General features: G+C 71.3%; 16 protein-coding genes. 9 read left to right on the top strand and 7 right to left on the bottom strand.

Translation table 11 applies throughout. The features are described from left to right. The first annotated feature begins 3 nt into the window (after window positions 1-3). The 5 genes from ACH492_RS02530 (at window position 4) to ACH492_RS02510 (ending at window position 5,376) form a co-directional block, all read left to right on the top strand. A complete protein-coding gene (locus ACH492_RS02530) occupies window positions 4-531 on the top strand; it encodes a MaoC family dehydratase (protein ID WP_356220361.1) in 528 nt (175 codons plus the stop codon). A gap of 2 nt (window positions 532-533) precedes the next feature. Then, the gene (locus ACH492_RS02525) at window positions 534-1,739 is read left to right on the top strand and encodes an acyl-CoA dehydrogenase family protein (protein WP_398981956.1); all 1,206 of its coding nucleotides are present in this window, start codon (window positions 534-536) and stop codon (window positions 1,737-1,739) included. Window positions 1,740-1,909: 170 nt separating this feature from the next. Then, window positions 1,910-2,557, top strand: a complete 648-nt coding sequence (locus ACH492_RS02520; RefSeq protein WP_307660262.1) for a phosphatidylserine decarboxylase — start codon at window positions 1,910-1,912, stop codon at window positions 2,555-2,557. Next, window positions 2,550-3,407, top strand: coding sequence for a CDP-diacylglycerol--serine O-phosphatidyltransferase (gene pssA, locus ACH492_RS02515; protein ID WP_398981954.1), 858 nt, complete (start codon window positions 2,550-2,552; stop codon window positions 3,405-3,407). The genes ACH492_RS02520 and pssA overlap by 8 nt, the downstream gene beginning before the upstream one ends. A 133-nt stretch (window positions 3,408-3,540) precedes the next feature. Then, complete coding sequence (locus ACH492_RS02510) at window positions 3,541-5,376, top strand: AMP-binding protein (RefSeq protein WP_398981952.1); 1,836 nt, start codon at window positions 3,541-3,543, stop codon at window positions 5,374-5,376. A 64-nt stretch (window positions 5,377-5,440) separates the two neighbouring features. On the opposite strand, the gene ACH492_RS02505 is transcribed toward ACH492_RS02510, so the two are convergent. Both ACH492_RS02505 and ACH492_RS02500 read right to left on the bottom strand, forming a co-directional pair. After that, window positions 5,441-7,117, bottom strand: coding sequence for a GNAT family N-acetyltransferase (locus ACH492_RS02505; RefSeq protein ID WP_398981950.1), 1,677 nt, complete (start codon window positions 7,115-7,117; stop codon window positions 5,441-5,443). A 135-nt stretch (window positions 7,118-7,252) separates the two neighbouring features. Beyond that, the gene (locus tag ACH492_RS02500) at window positions 7,253-8,407 is read right to left on the bottom strand and encodes a glycerate kinase (RefSeq protein WP_398981948.1); all 1,155 of its coding nucleotides are present in this window, start codon (window positions 8,405-8,407) and stop codon (window positions 7,253-7,255) included. Between the two features lie 144 nt (window positions 8,408-8,551). Here ACH492_RS02500 and ACH492_RS02495 point away from each other — a divergent pair, with 144 nt between their 5' ends. The 3 genes from ACH492_RS02495 (at window position 8,552) to ACH492_RS02485 (ending at window position 11,357) form a co-directional block, all read left to right on the top strand. Further along, window positions 8,552-9,628 carry an ADP-ribosylglycohydrolase family protein gene (locus tag ACH492_RS02495; RefSeq protein ID WP_398981946.1) on the top strand — a complete coding sequence of 359 codons (1,077 nt, stop codon included), beginning with the start codon at window positions 8,552-8,554 and terminating at the stop codon, window positions 9,626-9,628. 44 nt (window positions 9,629-9,672) lie between these two features. Beyond that, entirely contained in the window at window positions 9,673-10,164 is a 492-nt protein-coding gene (locus ACH492_RS02490) for an NUDIX domain-containing protein (protein WP_398981944.1), read from the top strand. 452 nt (window positions 10,165-10,616) lie between these two features. Beyond that, window positions 10,617-11,357, top strand: coding sequence for an SIR2 family NAD-dependent protein deacylase (locus ACH492_RS02485; protein WP_398981942.1), 741 nt, complete (start codon window positions 10,617-10,619; stop codon window positions 11,355-11,357). Between the two features lie 27 nt (window positions 11,358-11,384). On the opposite strand, the gene ACH492_RS02480 is transcribed toward ACH492_RS02485, so the two are convergent. Genes ACH492_RS02480 through ACH492_RS02465 form a run of 4 tightly spaced genes read right to left on the bottom strand, consistent with a single transcriptional unit; the run spans window position 11,385 to window position 15,388 of the window. Next, window positions 11,385-11,876 carry a methylated-DNA--[protein]-cysteine S-methyltransferase gene (locus ACH492_RS02480; RefSeq protein WP_398981940.1) on the bottom strand — a complete coding sequence of 164 codons (492 nt, stop codon included), beginning with the start codon at window positions 11,874-11,876 and terminating at the stop codon, window positions 11,385-11,387. Window positions 11,877-11,885: 9 nt separating this feature from the next. Further along, window positions 11,886-13,361: an AlkA N-terminal domain-containing protein gene (locus ACH492_RS02475; RefSeq protein WP_398981938.1), complete on the bottom strand. Its 1,476-nt coding sequence runs from the start codon at window positions 13,359-13,361 to the stop codon at window positions 11,886-11,888. Between the two features lie 49 nt (window positions 13,362-13,410). Then, window positions 13,411-13,944 (bottom strand): O-acetyl-ADP-ribose deacetylase, encoded by a 534-nt coding sequence (locus ACH492_RS02470; RefSeq protein WP_398981936.1) that lies wholly within the window; start codon window positions 13,942-13,944, stop codon window positions 13,411-13,413. A 25-nt stretch (window positions 13,945-13,969) separates the two neighbouring features. Then, complete coding sequence (locus ACH492_RS02465; protein WP_398981934.1) at window positions 13,970-15,388, bottom strand: phytoene desaturase family protein; 1,419 nt, start codon at window positions 15,386-15,388, stop codon at window positions 13,970-13,972. A gap of 86 nt (window positions 15,389-15,474) precedes the next feature. Between ACH492_RS02465 and ACH492_RS02460 the strand changes: the two genes are divergently transcribed. Beyond that, the gene (locus ACH492_RS02460) at window positions 15,475-16,269 is read left to right on the top strand and encodes a nucleotidyltransferase domain-containing protein (RefSeq protein WP_398981932.1); all 795 of its coding nucleotides are present in this window, start codon (window positions 15,475-15,477) and stop codon (window positions 16,267-16,269) included. Between the two features lie 61 nt (window positions 16,270-16,330). Here the strand turns inward: ACH492_RS02460 and ACH492_RS02455 are convergent, their stop codons facing one another. After that, a complete protein-coding gene (locus ACH492_RS02455) occupies window positions 16,331-17,152 on the bottom strand; it encodes an inositol monophosphatase family protein (RefSeq protein ID WP_398981930.1) in 822 nt (273 codons plus the stop codon). Between the last annotated feature and the right edge of the window lie 34 nt (window positions 17,153-17,186).

Below are 17,186 nucleotides of genomic sequence, written 5' to 3'. Positions count from 1 at the left end.
ATCATGCAGTTCGGCCGCACCTACGAAGAGTTCACCGTCGGCGACGTCTACAAGCACTGGCCCGGGAAGACGGTCACGGAGTACGACGACCACCTGTTCTGTCTGCTCACCATGAACCACCACCCCCTCCACATGGACACCAACTATGCGGAGAAGACGACGGACTTCGGCAAGAACGTCGTCGTGGGCAACTACATCTACTCGCTGCTCCTCGGCATGTCGGTCCCGGACGTCTCGGGCAAGGCCATCGCCAACCTGGAGATCGAGTCGCTCAAGCACGTCGCGCCGACCTTCCACGGCGACACGATCTACGGCGAGACGACGGTCCTCGACAAGACGCCGTCCCGCTCGAAGAGTGACCGGGGAATCGTCTACGTCGAGACCAAGGGCTACAAGCAGGACGGCACCCTCGTCTGCGTCTTCCGGCGCAAGGTGATGGTCCCGACCGAGACGTACATCAAGGAGCGCGGCGGCGAGCAGCCCGGCCGCCCGGAGCTGCTGGACACTCCGAAGAAGACGCAGGAGAAGTAACCATGAGCCGACTTGCCCAGACTCACGGCCTGACCGACGTCCAGCAGGAAATCCTGGCCACCGTGCGGGACTTCGTCGACAAGGAGATCCTCCCGGTCGCGACCGAGCTGGAGCACCGCGACGAGTACCCGACGCAGATCGTCGAAGGCCTCAAGGAACTCGGCCTGTTCGGGCTGATGATTCCGGAGGAGTACGGCGGTCTGGGCGAGTCGCTGCTCACGTACGCGCTGTGCGTCGAGGAGATCGCCCGCGGCTGGATGTCCGTCTCGGGCATCATCAACACGCACTTCATCGTGGCGTACATGCTCAAGCAGCACGGCACGCAGGAGCAGAAGGACACCTTCCTGCCGCGGATGGCGCTGGGCGAGGTGCGTGGCGCGTTCTCGATGTCCGAGCCGGCTCTGGGCTCCGACGTGTCGGCCATCACGTCCAAGGGCGTCAAGGACGGCGACGAGTACGTCCTCACCGGCCAGAAGATGTGGCTCACGAACGGCGGAACGTCCAATCTGGTCGCCGTTCTGTGCCGGAGTGACGAAGGACACCCGGAGGGCACTGCCCCCCACAAGTCGATGACGACCTTCCTCGTCGAGAAGGAGCCCGGCTTCGGAGAGGTCCGCCCCGGCCTCACGATCCCGGGGAAGATCGACAAGATGGGTTACAAGGGCGTCGACACGACCGAGCTCATCATGGACGGACTGCGCATTCCGGCTGATCGGGTACTCGGCGGCGCCACCGGCCGAGGGTTTTACCAAATGATGGACGGCGTCGAAGTCGGCCGCGTCAATGTCGCGGCCCGTGGCTGTGGCGTCGCCCAGCGTGCCTTCGAGCTGGGCGTGTCATACGCCCAGCAACGTCACACTTTCGGCAAGGCGATCGCTCAGCACCAGGCGATCCAGTTCAAGCTGGCCGAGATGGCTACCAAGGTCGAGGCCGCCCATGCGATGATGGTGAACGCGGCACGCAAAAAGGACTCCGGGGAGCGAAACGACCTGGAGGCAGGGATGGCGAAGTACCTCGCCTCCGAATACTGCAAGGAAGTCGTCGAGGACGCCTTCCGTATCCACGGCGGTTACGGCTTCTCCAAGGAGTACGAGATCGAGCGCCTCTACCGCGAGGCGCCGATGCTGCTGATCGGTGAAGGTACCGCCGAGATCCAGAAAATGATCATTGGTCGTCGGCTGCTCGAGGAGTACCGATTCCAGGGTTGATTGTCGCACTTGAGTCGGTACGGCCGCGAAGAGGATCACACCCTGTCATCGTCTTCCGGCCGCCGACTCGGCCGTCGGCTTTCCCAGTTGTGGCTCACAACCGATAGCATCCCCGGAAAGCCGCCGTCCCCCCGTTGCCAGCGCGGCATCATCCGCTACGAAGGTCATCCATGCCCCACAGCCAAACCTCTGCACCACGCGGCCGCGTCCGCCTTGCGCGCGGAGCATCGCCGTGGCTTCTGCCGACCGTCGCCACCGCTGCACTCAGCCTGGCCCGCTCGCGCCGCTCGAGGCGTGCCGCGGCCATCGCCGTGCCCACCACCGCGCTTGCGGCGGGCATGCTGTGGTTCTTCCGCGACCCCGAGCGCGAGATCGCCCAGGGCCGCGTCATCTCCCCCGCCGACGGTGTGGTGCAGAGCATCATGCCGTGGAAGGACGGACGCACTCGCGTCGCGATCTTCATGAGCCCGCTGAACGTCCACGTCAACCGCGCTCCCCTCGCGGGCACAGTGACGTCCGTCGAGCACGTCCCCGGCGGTTTTGTACCGGCGTTCAACAAGGAGAGCGAGAACAACGAGCGCGTTGTCTGGCACTTCGACACCGAGCTCGGCGACATCGAGATGGTGCAGATCGCGGGTGCTGTCGCCCGCCGCATCGTCCCGTACATCCCGCAGGGGACCAAGGTCGAGCAGGGCGAGCGCATTGGTCTGATCCGCTTCGGATCGCGCGTTGACATCTACCTTCCGGAAGGTGTCGACGTCGCTGTCGAGGTCGGTCAGACCACGACCGCGGGGGTGACTCGAATTGACCGTGATTGATCCTGACACACAGGCCGGCTGGGTCGCCGAGGCAGCGGACGAGGAAGACGCGGAGGACATGCCGCTCTCGCTGCGGCTGTCGATAGCGGACACCCTCACACTCGGTAACGCCACGTGCGGCTTCATGGCGGTGTACTTCACCACCACAGGGATCCTCATCCCGCACCTCACCGGCAGCAACGAGAGCGGTATGGCGCGCAACAGCGCCGCCACCGCCGTGATCCTGATGCTGCTGGCGGCGATCTTCGATCTCTGTGACGGGCTCGTGGCGCGCAAGCTGCGCAGTTCGCCGATGGGTGCGGAGCTGGACAACCTCTCCGACCTGATCAGCTTCGGGCTGGCCCCCGCGTACTTCGTACTCGTGTACGGAATGGTCGCGGACGACGCCCAGCAGAAGGTCTCGGCGGTGGCCGCGATCGTCGTGCTGCTGGCGGTGGTGCTGCGGCTTGCGAGATTCTCGTGTGTGACCATGAAGGACGGCATGTTCCAGGGCATGCCGAGCCCCTTCGGCGCGCTCACGGTCGTCTCGATCATCCTGCTCGAGCTGCCGTTCATCCCGACGCTGCTGGCGATCATCGGTACGGCATGGCTGATGGTGAGCCGGGTCGAGTACCCCAAGCCGCGAGGTGTCCTCGCGGTGGCGATGCTCGGCTGGATCGTCTCCGCGATGGGGATGCTGGCGGCGTGGGCGTTCGACGCTCCGGGCGGACAGGTGCTGCTCCAGACCGGCTGCGCACTGCAGATCGTGATGGCGGCGACGATCCCGCTCTTCGCGACGGCGCGCCGTGTGAACACGTTCCGCGACAACCGCCGCGAGAGCCGCGAGGCAAGGGCGGCTCAGCTCCCCTAGAGCAGGGCAGCCAGAACAGTGCATAAGCCCCCTATGCCTTAGCGGGCATGGTGGGACCCCCGCACGAGGGCCCGGGTGCGATCCGCACCCGGGCCCTCGTCATGCCCCGCGTCTTCTGGAATGATCGACCGTCATGTCAGGGGGAACGCTTCACCAGTTGTTCGATGACCGGGTGCGGATCGAGCCGGACCGTACCGCCGTGATCACCGACCGCGCCCGGCTGAGCTACCGGCAGCTGGACGCAAGGGCCAACCGGCTGGCCCGGCATCTCGTCGAGACTCTGAGGCTGCCGGCCGGTGGCCTCGTCGCCATACGCACCTTGCGGGCGCCCGATGTGCTGGTCGCCGTCCTGGGCGTGCTCAAAGCGGGCGGTGCGTACGCCGTGATCGGGCCCGATCAGCCGGAGCCGCCGTTCCTGGCCGATGCCAGGGCGGTCATCACGCATCAGGCGCATCTGGCCCGCATCGACGACGGCAGGGGACGGCGGTTCATCACTCTGGACGGCGACGCCGCGGCCATCGGGGCCCACTCGGGCGAACCGTTCGACGAACCCGCCGTCACCGGCCGGAGAGCCGTCGTGCTGTTCACCGCCGGGACCACGGGTGTGCGCCGCCCCGTCACCACCTCGCACGAGCAGCTGCGGGCGGCGTACGACGCCTGGACCGAGGTCTACCGGCTCACCCCGGAGGACCGGGTGCTGGTGACGGCGGCGCCGGACACCACCGAGTTCACCGGCGGCTGGATACGGACCCTCGGCTCGGGCGCCACACTGGTGCTCTCCCGGCGCGAAGCGATCACCGTCGCCGACACCGATCCCGTCACCGCGGCCTCCCTGCTCCACGGCCGCAAGGAACAGCCGGACCTGCGGCTGGTCGCGGTGGGCGGGGAACGGCTGCGGCTCGACGAACAGGTGCGCCTCCAGCAGCGGCTCGCGCCGGGTGCGCGGCTGATCAGTGTGTACGGGCCGACCGAGGCCGTCGGATGCGGCACCTGGTTCGAGACCGGCCAGCTGCCGGGCCCGGTCGAGGATCCCGAGCGGCACGCCTATCTCGGGCAGCCGTTCCCCGGCTGCGAGGCGCGGATCCGCAAGGGGCAGATCTGGCTGACGCCACCCGGCGGCGGTGACGCCGTGCCCACCGGGGATCTGGGGCGGCGGGACGGCGAGGGCCCTCTGGAGTTCCGGGGCCGGATGGCGCACCGGGTCAAGGTCGATGGGCGGACCGTCGACACCTACCGCGTGGAGGCCGCGCTGGCCGGGCATCCCACGATCCACGAGTCTGTCGTGGACGCGGGCGGCGGGCAGCTGATCGCCTATGTGGTGCCGGCCCCCAGAAGTGCGTCGCCGGGGCCGGAGACCGTACGGAGCCATCTCACCGGCGCCGTACCAACGGCGGACATCCCGCGCACCGTGGTGCCGATCAAGTCCCTGCCGCGCAACAGCGCAGGAAAGGTCGACCGCAAGGCGCTGGTGAAGCCGCCGGTGCGGTCCGCGGCGAGCAACAAGAGCGGGAGCAAGGGCGGCGGCCCGCTCACGTCCGAGGACCGGGCGGCCACCGGGCTGGCCGTGGCGCTCCCGGTCGCGATCATGTCGTTCTTCTTCACCGACGTCATCTGGCCCGGCTCCACCGATCTCTCCCTGGTGCCCGACCCTTGGGCGTGGTTCTTCCGCGGTCTGTATCTCGCCGAGAGCCTGGCCCTCGCGGCCGGTGTGGGGTTCCTGATCGGCGGACGGCGGCTGATGTCGAGCCGCGGCAGGCCGCGCGGGCTGACGACGGCGGCCCATCTGGCCATCGTCTGGCTGCTCGCCTCCTGGTGGCCGCAGGACAATCTGTACCGGCTGGCGGCCAAGCAGGACTGGCCGCGGCAGGCAGCGCTCGTCTACACGTTCAATGTCCCGCTGATGATCGCGGCGGGTGTGGTGGCGGCCTGGGCGGTGTGGGGCGGGCTGAAGTCCGACGCCGAGGAGTGAGGGCCGAGGCTGAGGAGCGAGGGCCGGGGCTGAGGAGCGAGGGCCGAGGCTGAGGAGCGAGCAGTCAGCCGAACAGCCGGGCCAGATCCGCGCTCGCGGCGCGCACCAGCGCTTCGGCGGCGTCCAGCCGGCCGGCCGTACGGGTCGCGATGAGCACGCCCACGTACGGATCCGGCTCGTAGCCCGCCGTGGGGATCGACGGGATGAGGACCGCGTCGATCCCAGCGCAGCGCTCGGTCATCTCCCGTAGGAACGCGATCAGTTCGGGCTCGGGCAGGCGTGCGCCGAGCGGGACGCGGTCGAGGGAGCGTACGAGGTGGTCGCCGCCGCGGGTCTCGTCGAGGCGCAGTTTCGCCATGAAGGCCGCGGAAGGCCCGGTGAGACGGAGGTTGATCTCGGTCGGGGCGAGCCTGCCCCCGGGGCCGGTCACGAAGTCGACGTCGTACCAGCCGCGGTAGCCGGTGGCGGCGAGCGCCCGGCCGACCGCGTGCCCGAACCGCAGGGCGTGCGCGGCGAGTTCATCCGGTACGACACCGGGGCCCACCGTGGCCCCCTGGTAGGCCGTGTCCGCGACGTCCATGGCCGCGACGCCCACGTCGTGCGCCTGGCCCTCGCCGTCAACCAGGCCGTCGTACGTCGGGTCGCTCGGCGTTCCGTCGCCCGCCACGTACTCCTCGAGCAGCAGCGGACCGCGCGGCAGTGAGCGTGCGCGGGCGCGGCGCGCCAGCACGCGGGTGCCCGAACCTCCCGCGCCGTGCTCGGACTTGACGACGGTGGCCGCTCCGGAGCGGGCCCGGGCGGCGATCAGCCGGGCTGCCTCGCGGCGGGTGGCGGGCGTCCACTGCTCGGGCACGGCGATGCCGGGATGGTCCGGGGCCAGATGCCGGAAGAGGGTGTGGGAGGCCCTTTTGGACTCGTACCGCAGCGCCTCCGAAGGGAGCCCGCATCCGGACAGCTCGCCGGACGCCGCGGTGTGGCCCCAGGGCACGAAGGGCAGACCGAGCCCGCGCAGATGCCGGACCAGGGCGGGGCGGGTCAGCACATCAGGTCCTGCGAGGTCCTCGTACACCTGGACCTGGCCCCAGCCGAGCTGCCGCGCCACCAGAGCGATCCACTCGCCGGGTACGGGCCTGGGCAGGACGAGCGCCGCCGGATGCGGGCTCGCGAAGGCGGCCAGGCAGGCGTAGTGCCCGGCGGCCCGGCGCGCCTGGTCCGTCACCTCGCCGAACTGGCCCTGGAACTCCGCGACATTGCCCAGGTGCACCGCCCGCCGCCCGCCCGTCCAGGCCTGCGCCCAGTCGGCGCGCGGCGTCAGCGTCACCTCCAGGCGCGGCAGCGGCCCTTCGCCGGCCGGGGCCGGTCGTGCGCCAAGCGCCCGGTAGAAAGGCTCGGCGTGCGGGTCGGAGTCGATGGTCAGCCGCTTGAATCCCAGCTCGCGGGCGGTGTCGAGGACATGCGCGTAGAGGGTTCTGCCGATGCCGCCGCCGATCGCCGACGGTTCGACGAAGAGCAGCCCGAGCATGCCGTCCGGCGGCTCGCCCTCCAGTGACGTGACGCCGAGGACCGCGGTGTCGTCCTCGGCGACGACGATCCGGCGTGCCGTCAACTCCCCTGGTGTGATGGTGAGTTCGTCACGGCAGGCCGCCAGGAACGCCGCATCGTAGCCCCAGTGCGCCTTGGAGCGCAGCACCAGGGCCGTCAGCTCCGCCGCCTCGTCCGGGCGACCGTCACGTATCCACATCCCCACACCGCGACATTAGCCGCCAGTCCTGTACGACGCCGCCGCCTTCGCCGGGGGCCTGCGGGGTGCGGTCCGGGCGTCCGGGGGTGCCCCGGTCCCGGGGCCGGGAAAGGACCCGCCCGCACCCAGGCCCTCCTACCTCAGGAAATCCCTCGCAATGTTCTCCGCCACGCGCTCCAGCAGCGGTCCCGCCTCCGCCATGCTCCGCGCCGGGTCCGGCTCCAGTTCCGTCAAGGCGTACGCCCGCCGGATGCCCGCGCGGCCCAACGCCTCTGGCGGCAGGGTCAGGCGGCCGCAGACCGCCACCACCTCGATGTTCTGGGCGCGGGCCGCCGCCGCCACGCCCGCCGGTGCCTTGCCGTGGAGGGTCTGTTCGTCGAGGGAACCCTCGCCCGTGATCACCAGCGTCGCCCGCGACAGCGCCGGGGCGAAGCCGAGCACGTCGAGCATGACCTCGATACCCGCCCGGAAGCTCGCGCCGAGGCCGACCAGCGCGCCGTAGCCGATCCCGCCCGCCGCGCCCGCGCCGGGCGAGAGCGCGTACTCGGCGGCCTTGGGGCCGACGGACGACTCCAGTACGGACGCGTAATGGGCGAGTGCCGCGTCCAGCGTGGCGACGTCCTCGGGGCTCGCGCCCTTCTGGGGGCCGTACACCGCCGGTGCCCCCTTCGGCCCCGTCAGCGGGTTGTCCACGTCGCTCGCGAGGACCAGCTCCACGTCCTTGAAGCGTGGGTCGAGACCGGACAGGTCCGCCGACGCCAGGTCGCGCAGACCGCCGCCGCCCGGGCCGACCGGCTCGCCAACCGCGTCCAGGAAGCGCGCGCCGAGCGCCGCCAGCATGCCCGCGCCGCCGTCCGTCGTCGCGCTGCCGCCGACGCCGAAGACGATTGTCCGCGCCCCCGCGTCGAGCGCGGCGCGCAGCAGCTCGCCGGAGCCGTACGTCGTCGAGGTGAGCGGCGCGAACACACCCGCCGGGAGGTGCTGGAGGCCCGACGCCTCCGCCATCTCCACCACCGCGGTGCCCTCCCGCAGGGCGTACGCCGCCGTCAGGGGCTCCCCGAGCGGTCCGGTCACCCGGACCTCGCGGCGTTCGAACCCCGCCGCCACCGCCGCCGCGACCGTGCCGTCGCCGCCGTCCGCGACGGGCAAGGTCTCGACCGCCAGACCGGGCACCACCCGCTGGAGGCCCGCCGTCACCCGCTCCGCGACCTGTACGGCCGTGAGCGAGCCCTTGAACTTGTCAGCCGCGACGAGCACGTGCGCGGGCCGAATAACTGCTCCGTTCGTCACCTTGCTATCCCTTGCTTTCGAACAGGCAGTCGCGCCGCCCCGACCCTATCCGCCCGGTCAGCGGGCGTGCCACCCCACGCGCCCTGGTCCGTCGCCCGAACCCACCACCGCGCAGATCCGGCGGCATTTCGGTAAACCGGACCTATGGGCCTACCTCACTCGGAGCTCGCCGACCGGATCCACGGCGGCTGGCTGGGCAGAGTGGCCGGCAACATGCTCGGCAAGCCCGTCGAGCGCGGCGACTACTGGACCCGCGAGCGCATCGACCGCTATCTGCGCCACACCGACGCCCTCCCGCTCACCGACTACCTTCCCGAGCCCCCGCCGGACGCGGACGCCGACGCCTTCGAGCTGCGTCCCGAATGGCGCCAGTGCGTGAGGGGACGGATCCACGGCAGCTGCCGCGACGACGACGTGGACTACACGATCCTCGGCCTTCATCTTCTCGAGACCCACGGCTTCGGCTTCACCACCGAGCAGGTGGGCGACGCGTGGCTGCTGCACCTCCCGGTCCTGCAGACGTTCACCGCCGAGCGCGTCGCCTACCGCAACCTCGCGAACGGACTCAAACCCCCGCTCACCGCCTCCCACGACAATCCCTACCAGGAGTGGATCGGGGCCCTCATCCGCGCCGACATCTTCGGCTGGACCTGCCCAGGCTCCCCGCACCGCGCCGCCGGGCTCGCCCGCCGCGACGCGGTCCTCTCGCACACCGGCAACGGCGTGTACGGCGCGATGTGGGCGGCCGCCCTGATCTCCGCGGCCTTCACCGCGAACAGCCCGCGCGAGGCCATCGAGACGGCGCTGGAACGTATCCCCGCGAGCTGTCGCCTCGCCCGCGCGGTACGCCACACCACCGCTCTGCACGCCTCCGGAGCACCCTGGTCCGACACGCTCACCGAGATGGCCGCGGAGACGGGCCACCTGGGCTGGATCCACACCGTTCCGAACGCGGCCGTCATCACGGCCGGACTGCTGTACGGCGCCGGTGACTTCACCTCCACCATCAGCCTCACGGTCCGCGGCGGACTGGACACCGACTCCAACGGAGCGACGGCGGGCTCGGTGGCAGGTGTGCTGTGCGGCGCCGCCGCCATCCCCGCCCACTGGACAGAACCCCTGGAGGACCGTGTGCGAAGCGCGGTGTTCGGGTTCGACGGCGTCAGGATCAGCGAACTGGCCGAGCGTACGGTGCGGTTGGCGGCGGCTTCCGCGGGTTGACGCGAGCCCGCTGCCGTGGTGCGGCCCCTATTACGCTTCCCCGAGTGACTACTTCTGACTACGCCACGTACATCGCATCCCTCCCCCGCATCCTCGCCGGTGCCGCCGTGCTCCTCCGTGACGGCCAGGGGCGTGTGCTGCTCGTCGAGCCCAACTACCGCGAGGGCTGGGCGCTGCCCGGCGGGACCGTCGAGTCGGACTTGGGCGAGACTCCGCGGCGGGCGGCGTGGCGGGAGACGCTCGAAGAGATCGGGCTCGATGTGGAGCTCGGCGCGCTGCTGGCGGTCGACTGGGTGCCGGGCGTGGCGCGGCCCCCGATCGCCGCGTATGTGTACGACGGCGGGGTGCTGACCGAGGAGCGGATCGAGGCGATCCGGCTGCAGGAGGAGGAGCTGGTCTCCTGGCGGCTGGTGCCCCGTGACGAGATCCGCAAGTATCTGCTGGGATCGCTGGGCCACCGGGTGCTGGCCGCTCTCGACTCGGTGGAGGCGGGCACCGGGACGGTGGAGCTGGAGAACGGCCTGCCGCCCGCCTGACCTGCCGTCCCGCCGGCACTGCCGCCCGCCGGGCAGTGCGGGCTCGCCTCGCTCGACGAGGGCACCGGGCCAAATCGGCTCGTTGCCGCGGGAGCACGCTGCGTACGCTCGGGGCTTGACTCTCGTCGCGATCCTCAGCGGCGCCGGCATCGCCACGGAGCAGGGGCTTCCCTGTCCTCGTCAGGATGGGGCGCCACCAAGCCACATGAGGCTCCCGTCCACCGTCGTCAACGGTTCGAGATCGACGACACGGGCTGTCAGGGAACCCTCGTTCGCCGGCCACAGTGACACGGCCACCGCCTGAGCGGTGCCGGCCCACAACGGTGCCGCTCCGACCTGAGGCCCTGGCGGGTTGTAAGGGACACCAGGAGACTCCTTCCGGCAGGCAGTTGGCGATGACCGCGCCCCGATATCCGGTCGCCCAGTGGGGACGGGCGTCTTACCCTCGGCCCATGAACAAGCCCCTTGTCGCCATCCTCAGTGGCGCAGGTATCTCCACCGATTCCGGGATCCCTGACTATCGCGGCCCCAACGGGCTGTGGCGGCGGGATCCGGAGGCCGGGAAACTCGTGACGTACGAGTACTACATGGGTGATCCGGAGATCCGCCGGCGGTCCTGGCAGATGCGGCGCAAGAACCGCACCTTGCATGCGCAGCCGAACGCGGCGCACCAGGCCGTGGCCGAGCTGGAGCGGTCCGGGGTGCCGGTCCGGGTGATCACGCAGAACGTGGACGGGCTGCACCAGCTCGCCGGGATGCCCGCCCGCAAGGTGCTTGAGCTGCACGGGACCGCGCGGAGTGTGGTGTGCACGGAGTGCCATGCGCGCGGGCCGATGGAGGACGCGCTGGCCCGGGTGGAGGCCGGTGAGGAGGATCCGCCGTGTCTGGAGTGCGGCGGGATCCTGAAGTCGGCGACGGTGATGTTCGGCGAGCGGCTCGACCCAGTGGTCCTCGGTGAGGCGGTCGCCATCACCAAGGCGTGTCAGGTGTTCGTCGCGGTCGGGACCAGTCTGCAAGTGCAGCCGGCCGCCGGGCTCGCCGGTGTCGCCGCCGACCGCGGAGCGCGGCTGATCATCGTCAACGCCGAGCCGACGCCGTACGACGACCTCGCCGACGAGGTGGTGCGCGAGCCGATCGGCACCGCGTTGCCCGCGCTGCTGAAGCGGCTGCATACAAGCCCCGACGGCGATTGAGGAGGGGGCTCCGGCGCGGAGCCCCGGCTAGAACAGCGCGTCGTCCGGCGTGCCGCTCTCGAACGCCAGCAGCCGCTGCTTGCGGTCGAGTCCACCGCCGTAGCCGGTGAGGCTGCCCGTCGAGCCGATGACCCGGTGGCACGGGACGATGATCCCGATCGGGTTCTTGCCGTTGGCCAGGCCCACCGCGCGGGAGGCTCCGACATTGCCGAGCGCCTCGGCCAGTTGCCCGTACGTACGCGTCTCGCCGTACGGGATCTGCCGCAGCTGGTTCCAGACGCCCCGCTGGAAAGGCGTTCCTTCGAGCCGCATCGGCAGGTCGAACTCCTTGAGCTCCCGGGCGAAGTACGCGTCGAGCTGGCGGATCGTCTCGCCGAAGGGAGCGGGGTCCGGCTCGCCGAAGGTCTCCTCGTCGGGGCGGTGGCGCTGCGCGGTCATGTAGAGGCCGCTCAGCACGCCGTCGGTGGCGACGAGGGTGAGCGGGCCGTACGGGCTGTCCGTGACGGTGTGCTGTTTCACCGGACTTCCTTACACGGGGAGGTGGTTGATGGGATGGCCGTCGGTGGCCCAGAGGTACTGGACGGCGTACGCCCGCCAGGGCCGCCAGGCGGCGGCGCGCTCGGTGAGAGCGGCGGGCGTGGAGGGCAGCCCGAGATCGGCCGCCGCGCGCCGCATCCCTAGGTCGCCCGGCAGGAACGCGTCGGGGTCGCCCAGTGCCCGCATCGCGATCACCTCGACCGTCCAGGGGCCGAAGCCGGGCAGCGCGATCAGCTGGGCGCGGGCCTTCTCCCAGTCGCTGTCGAGGCCGAGCTGCAGCGATCCTTCGGCCAGCGCGCCGACGAGCGTCGTCAGAGTGGTGCGGCGGCTGCGGGGCAGCGCCAGCGTCTCCGGGTCCAGCGCCGCCAGCGCCGCGGAGGACGGGAAGAGGTGGGTGAGGCCGCCCTCGGGGTCGTCGATCGCCCGGCCGTGCGCGGTGACCAGCCGGGCGGCGTGGGTGCGGGCCGCGGCGGTCGAGACCTGCTGGCCGAGCACCGCCCGTACCGCGAACTCCGCCGCGTCGACGGTGCGCGGGACCCGTCGGCCGGGTGCCTTGTCGACCAGCGGGGCGAGCAGCGGATCCGTACGCAGCTGGTCGTCGACGGCGACCGGATCGGCGTCCAGGTCGAGCATCCAGCGGCAGCGGCTGATCGCGATGGTGAGATCGCGCGGGTCGGTGAGGGAGAGCCGGCAGGCGATGTGGTCGGGGTGCGGGGTCAGGGCGACGATGCCGTGTCCGTACGGGAGGCGCAGGGTGCGGCGGTACGCGCCGTCACGCCACTCCTCGACGCCGGGGACACCCGTCGCGGCGAGGTGTCCGAAGAGGTTGCTCGGGTTGAGCGGTGCGCGGTAGGGCAGCCGTAGTGCGATGACGCCGGGGGTCTGCGGGGGTGTGGACCTGCTGCGGGCGGCGCGGGTGCGCAGTTCGCCCGGGGCGAGCGCGAAGACTTCGCGCACGGTGTCGTTGAAGGTACGGATGGAGGAGAATCCGGCCGCGAAAGCGACCTCGGCCATGGGGATGCCGGTGGTTTCGATGAGCAGGCGCGCGGTCTGGGCGCGCTGTGCGCGGGCCAGGGCGAGCGGGCCCGCGCCCAGCTCGGCGAGGAGCTGGCGCTCGATCTGGCGGGTGGAATAGCCGAGGCGCGCGGCCAGGCCGGGCACGCCCTCGCGGTCGACGACGCCGTCCCGGATGAGGCGCATGGCGCGGGCGACGGCGTCGGCGCGGGCGTTCCACTCCGGGGAGCCGGGACTGGTGTCGGGGCGGCAGCGCTTGCAGGCCCGGAATCCGGCCTGCTGGCAGGCGGCGGCACTCGGGTAGAAGGTCATGTTCTCGACCTTCGGCGGCACGACGGGGCAGCTGGGGCGGCAGTAGATCCGCGTGGTCAGCACGGCCGTGAAGAACCAGCCGTCGAAGCGGGCGTCCTTCGACTGGACGGCGCGTACACAGCGCTCGGTGTCGGTGTGCATGGCTCAAGCATCAGGCACGAGGGGGGCCGGGGCTGGCGAGAAAACGACATCAACCTTGCTCGGCCAGGGCCGTCTCGAAGGCCTTGTACGCCTGGTCGTCGAAGAGCACGAACCGTACCTCGGTGACGGGCGCCGCGGCCGCCTCGCGCACTGTACGGATCGCGATGCGCGCGCCGTCGTCCATCGGCCAGCCGTAGATGCCGGTCGAGATGGCGGGGAAGGCGACGGTCTCGGCTCCCAACTCCTGTGCCACGCACAGCGATTCGCGGTAGCAGGAGGCGAGGAGGGCGGACCGGTCCTCCTCCCTGGACCAGACGGGGCCGACGGTGTGGATCACGTGTCCGGCGTCGAGGCGGCCCGCCGTGGTGGCGACGGCCTGGCCGGTGGGCAGGCCTTTGCCGTAGTGCGAGGCGCGCAGGGCGCGGCACTCGGCCAGGATCTCGGGGCCGCCGCGGCGGTGGACGGCGCCGTCGACTCCGCCGCCGCCGAGGAGTGAGGAGTTGGCGGCGTTGACGATGGCGTCGACATGCTGCTGGGTGATGTCTCCCCGTACGAGGACGATGGCGGGCGACTGCTCTTTCATACCGCCATCATCTCTCCAACGGGCGTCACCCGGCCGCCCTCAGACGCCGCCACACCGCCTTCGCCGCGTGATGGCCCGACATGCCGTGCACGCCGGGGCCCGGCGGGGTCGCGGACGAGCAGATGAAGACCGAGGGGTGCGCGGTGGCGTACGGGACTCGGGCGAGCCTGGGACGGATCAGCGTCTGGAGCCCTGCGAACGCCCCGCAGGCGATGTCCCCGCCGACGTAATTCGCGTTGCGCTGGGCGAGCTGGGGCGGTCCCGCGACGGCGCGGGCCAGCACGAGGTCACGGAAACCGGGCGCGAAGCGTTCCAGCTGCCGCTCGATGGCCTCGGTGGCGTCGCCCTCCCAGCCGGCCGGCACATGCCCGTACGCCCACAGGACGTGCTTGCCCGCCGGGGCCCTGGACGGGTCGATCACACTCGGCTGGGAGGTGATCAGGAAGGGCACCCGGGGGGCGGCACCCGCGACGGCCGCGCCGAGGGCCGTCTCGATCTCACAGGCAGTGGAGCCGAGGTGCACGGTCCCCGCCACACGGGCCTCCTTCGCCGTCCACGGCATCGGACCCGACAGGGCGTAGTCGATCTTGAACGCGGAGGCGCCGTAACGATAGTGCTGATATGCCTGGCCGAGATCCGCGATCCTGGCGAGCGCGGTCGGCGAGGTGTCGAAGATGTACGCCCGGGCCGGCGGCAGCTCGTCCAGCCGCTTCACCTCCGTGCCCGTGTGGATCGCACCGCCCTGTTCGCGCAGATACGAGGCGAGGGCGTCGGAGATCGCCTGCGAACCGCCGCGCGGCACCGGCCAGCCCTTCTCGTGGGCGGCGAGGGCGAACATGAGGGCGATCCCGCCGGTGGCCAGCCCGCTGGTGGGGGCGATGGCATGGGCGGCGAGCCCCGCGAACAGGCCACGTGCCCGCTCGCCCTGGAATCGGCGGGAGAGCCAGGTGGAGGGCTGGATCGCGTTCAGTCCGAAGCGGGCGAAGCGGTACGGGTCGCGGGGCAGCCCGTCCCAGGGGGTGCGCAGGAAGTCGGCGGCGAGGGTGTCCCAGTGACCGATGTAGGGGGCGACGAGCCGGCGGTACGCCCCGGCGTCAGCGGCTCCCAGCGACATCGCGCTCTCGCCGACCGAGCGGCTCAGCACGGCGGCGGTGCCGTCCGCGAAGGGGTGGGCTAGCGGCAGTTCGGGGTGCAGCCATTCCAGGCCGTGCCGCGCGAGAGGCATGGCGGCGAAGGCGGGCGAGCCGATGCCGAGGGGGTGGACCGCGGAGCACGGGTCGTGGCGGAAGCCGGGGAGGGTGAGCTCCTCGGTCCTCGCTCCGCCGCCGATCGTGTCCGAGGCTTCGTACACCGCCACGGAGAAGCCGCGGCGGGCCAGTTCGACGGCGGCGGTCAGTCCGTTGGGTCCCGCCCCCACGACGACGGCATCGAGCATCGACGGCACCTTCGGACTCCTTTGTCAGCCGATGGCCAAGGTCCCCAGGATATTCCGGGGCGCCGACAGCGGGGGCCCGGGTAGTGTCCGGCACGATGAATTCCAAGATCGAAGCGATGGCGCAGCAGCTCACGGCGGTGCGCGGGGTGCGTGCGGTGGCCCTGGGCGGCAGCCGCGCTCGCGGATCGCACCGCCCGGACTCCGACTGGGACCTGGGCGTCTACTACCGGGGTTCAGTGGATGCCGGAGCTCTGGCGTCCCTCGCCGCGGAGATTACCGGCGAGCCGGTGGAGGTCGCCGGGCCCGGGGGCTGGGGCCCGTGGGTCAACGGCGGCGCGTGGCTGTCCGTGGACGGCACGCCGGTGGACTGGATCCTGCGCGACCTGGACCGGGTGGAGCGGGTCTGGGCGGACTGCCGGGCCGGCCGCTACGAGACGGGCGTACAGCCGGGGCACCCGCTGGGCTTCTGGTCGCCCGCGTACGCGGGCGAGGTGGCCCTGTGCCGCGTACTGGCCGACACCCAGGGCGAGTTGGCGGCGCTGCGGGCGGAGACGCAGGAGTACCCGGAGTCCTTGCGCCGGGCGCTGATCGACGCCGTGTGGGAGGCGGACTTCTCGGTTGCGGCGGCACGGAAGTCGGCGCGCTCGGGCGATGTGCTGCATGTGTCGCTGTGCCTGTCCCGGGCATTCGGCGTCCTGGTGCAGTCCCTGCACGCGCACGCCAGGGTGTGGTGCCTGAACGAAAAGGGCGCGCTGACGACGGCGACGGCGCTGCGGGCCGCGCCGGAGGGGTTCGCGGGGCGGGTCGCGGCGGCGCTGAGGGGGCTCGACGTGGGGGCGGTCGAGGCGGCGGGGGAACTGGTCCGCGAGGCGCGGGTGGCGTTGAGCTGACCCGCGAGGTGCGGGCAGGTGCGCATCCGCCGGGACCCGCGGCCGCACGGGGTCGTTCCTGTCACCCCGCCAGCAGGCTACGTACCCGCTCCGCCGTCTCCGCGTCCCTCGCCGCCGTGAACGGGAGCGCGTTCCCGCCCGCGATACGGAACGGCTCGCCGGCCACCGTCATGTGCGCCCCGCCCGCCTCCATCACCAGGAGCAGGCCCGCCGCGTGGTCCCACGCGTTCTCCCAGGAGAAGGCAACCGCGTCCAACTCGCCCCGTGCCACGCGGAGATACTCCAGGCCCGCCGAGCCGCAGGGCCGCGCGTGCACTCCCTCCACGTTCAGGCCGAGCAGCGCCTGCTTCTGTTCCGGGGTCGTGTAGTCCGGGTGGGACATGGCCACCTCCAGCGCCACCCCCGGCGCCGGTGAACCCGCCCGTAGCGGCGTGCCGTTGAGGTGGGCGCCGCCGCCCCGTATCGCTGTCGCCATTTCGTCGAGCACCGGTGCGTACGTCCAGGAGGCGAGCACCTCGCCGCGCTGGGCGAGGGCGACCAGCGTGCAGAACCCCGGATCCCCGTGGGCGAAGTGCCAGGTTCCGTCGACCGGGTCGACGATCCACACGGGGGCGTCGCGGCGCAGCGCCTCGTACACGGACGGGTCCGCGTGCACAGCCTCCTCGCCGACCACCACGGAACCGGGGAGCAGGGCCGTCAGGGAAGCGGTGAGGTGCTCCTCGGCGAGACGGTCGGCGGTCGTCACCAGATCGTGCGGCCCGCTCTTCTCGACGATCTCGTGCGCGGCGAGCTGGCGGTAACGCGGCATGATCTCGGTGGCGGCAGCCTTGCGGACCGCCTCCTCGACGTCGGACAGATCACCGTTCAAAAAGTCATCGATCATTCCCCCAGCTAAGCACGGCCCGCTGACATGGGGC

Origin of the sequence: Streptomyces sp. NPDC019443 (assembly GCF_044389785.1) — a bacterium.
Lineage (GTDB): Bacteria > Actinomycetota > Actinomycetes > Streptomycetales > Streptomycetaceae > Streptomyces.
The sequence above is the reverse complement of the archived record's forward strand: the minus strand, read 5'-3'. Positions and strand labels throughout refer to the sequence as shown.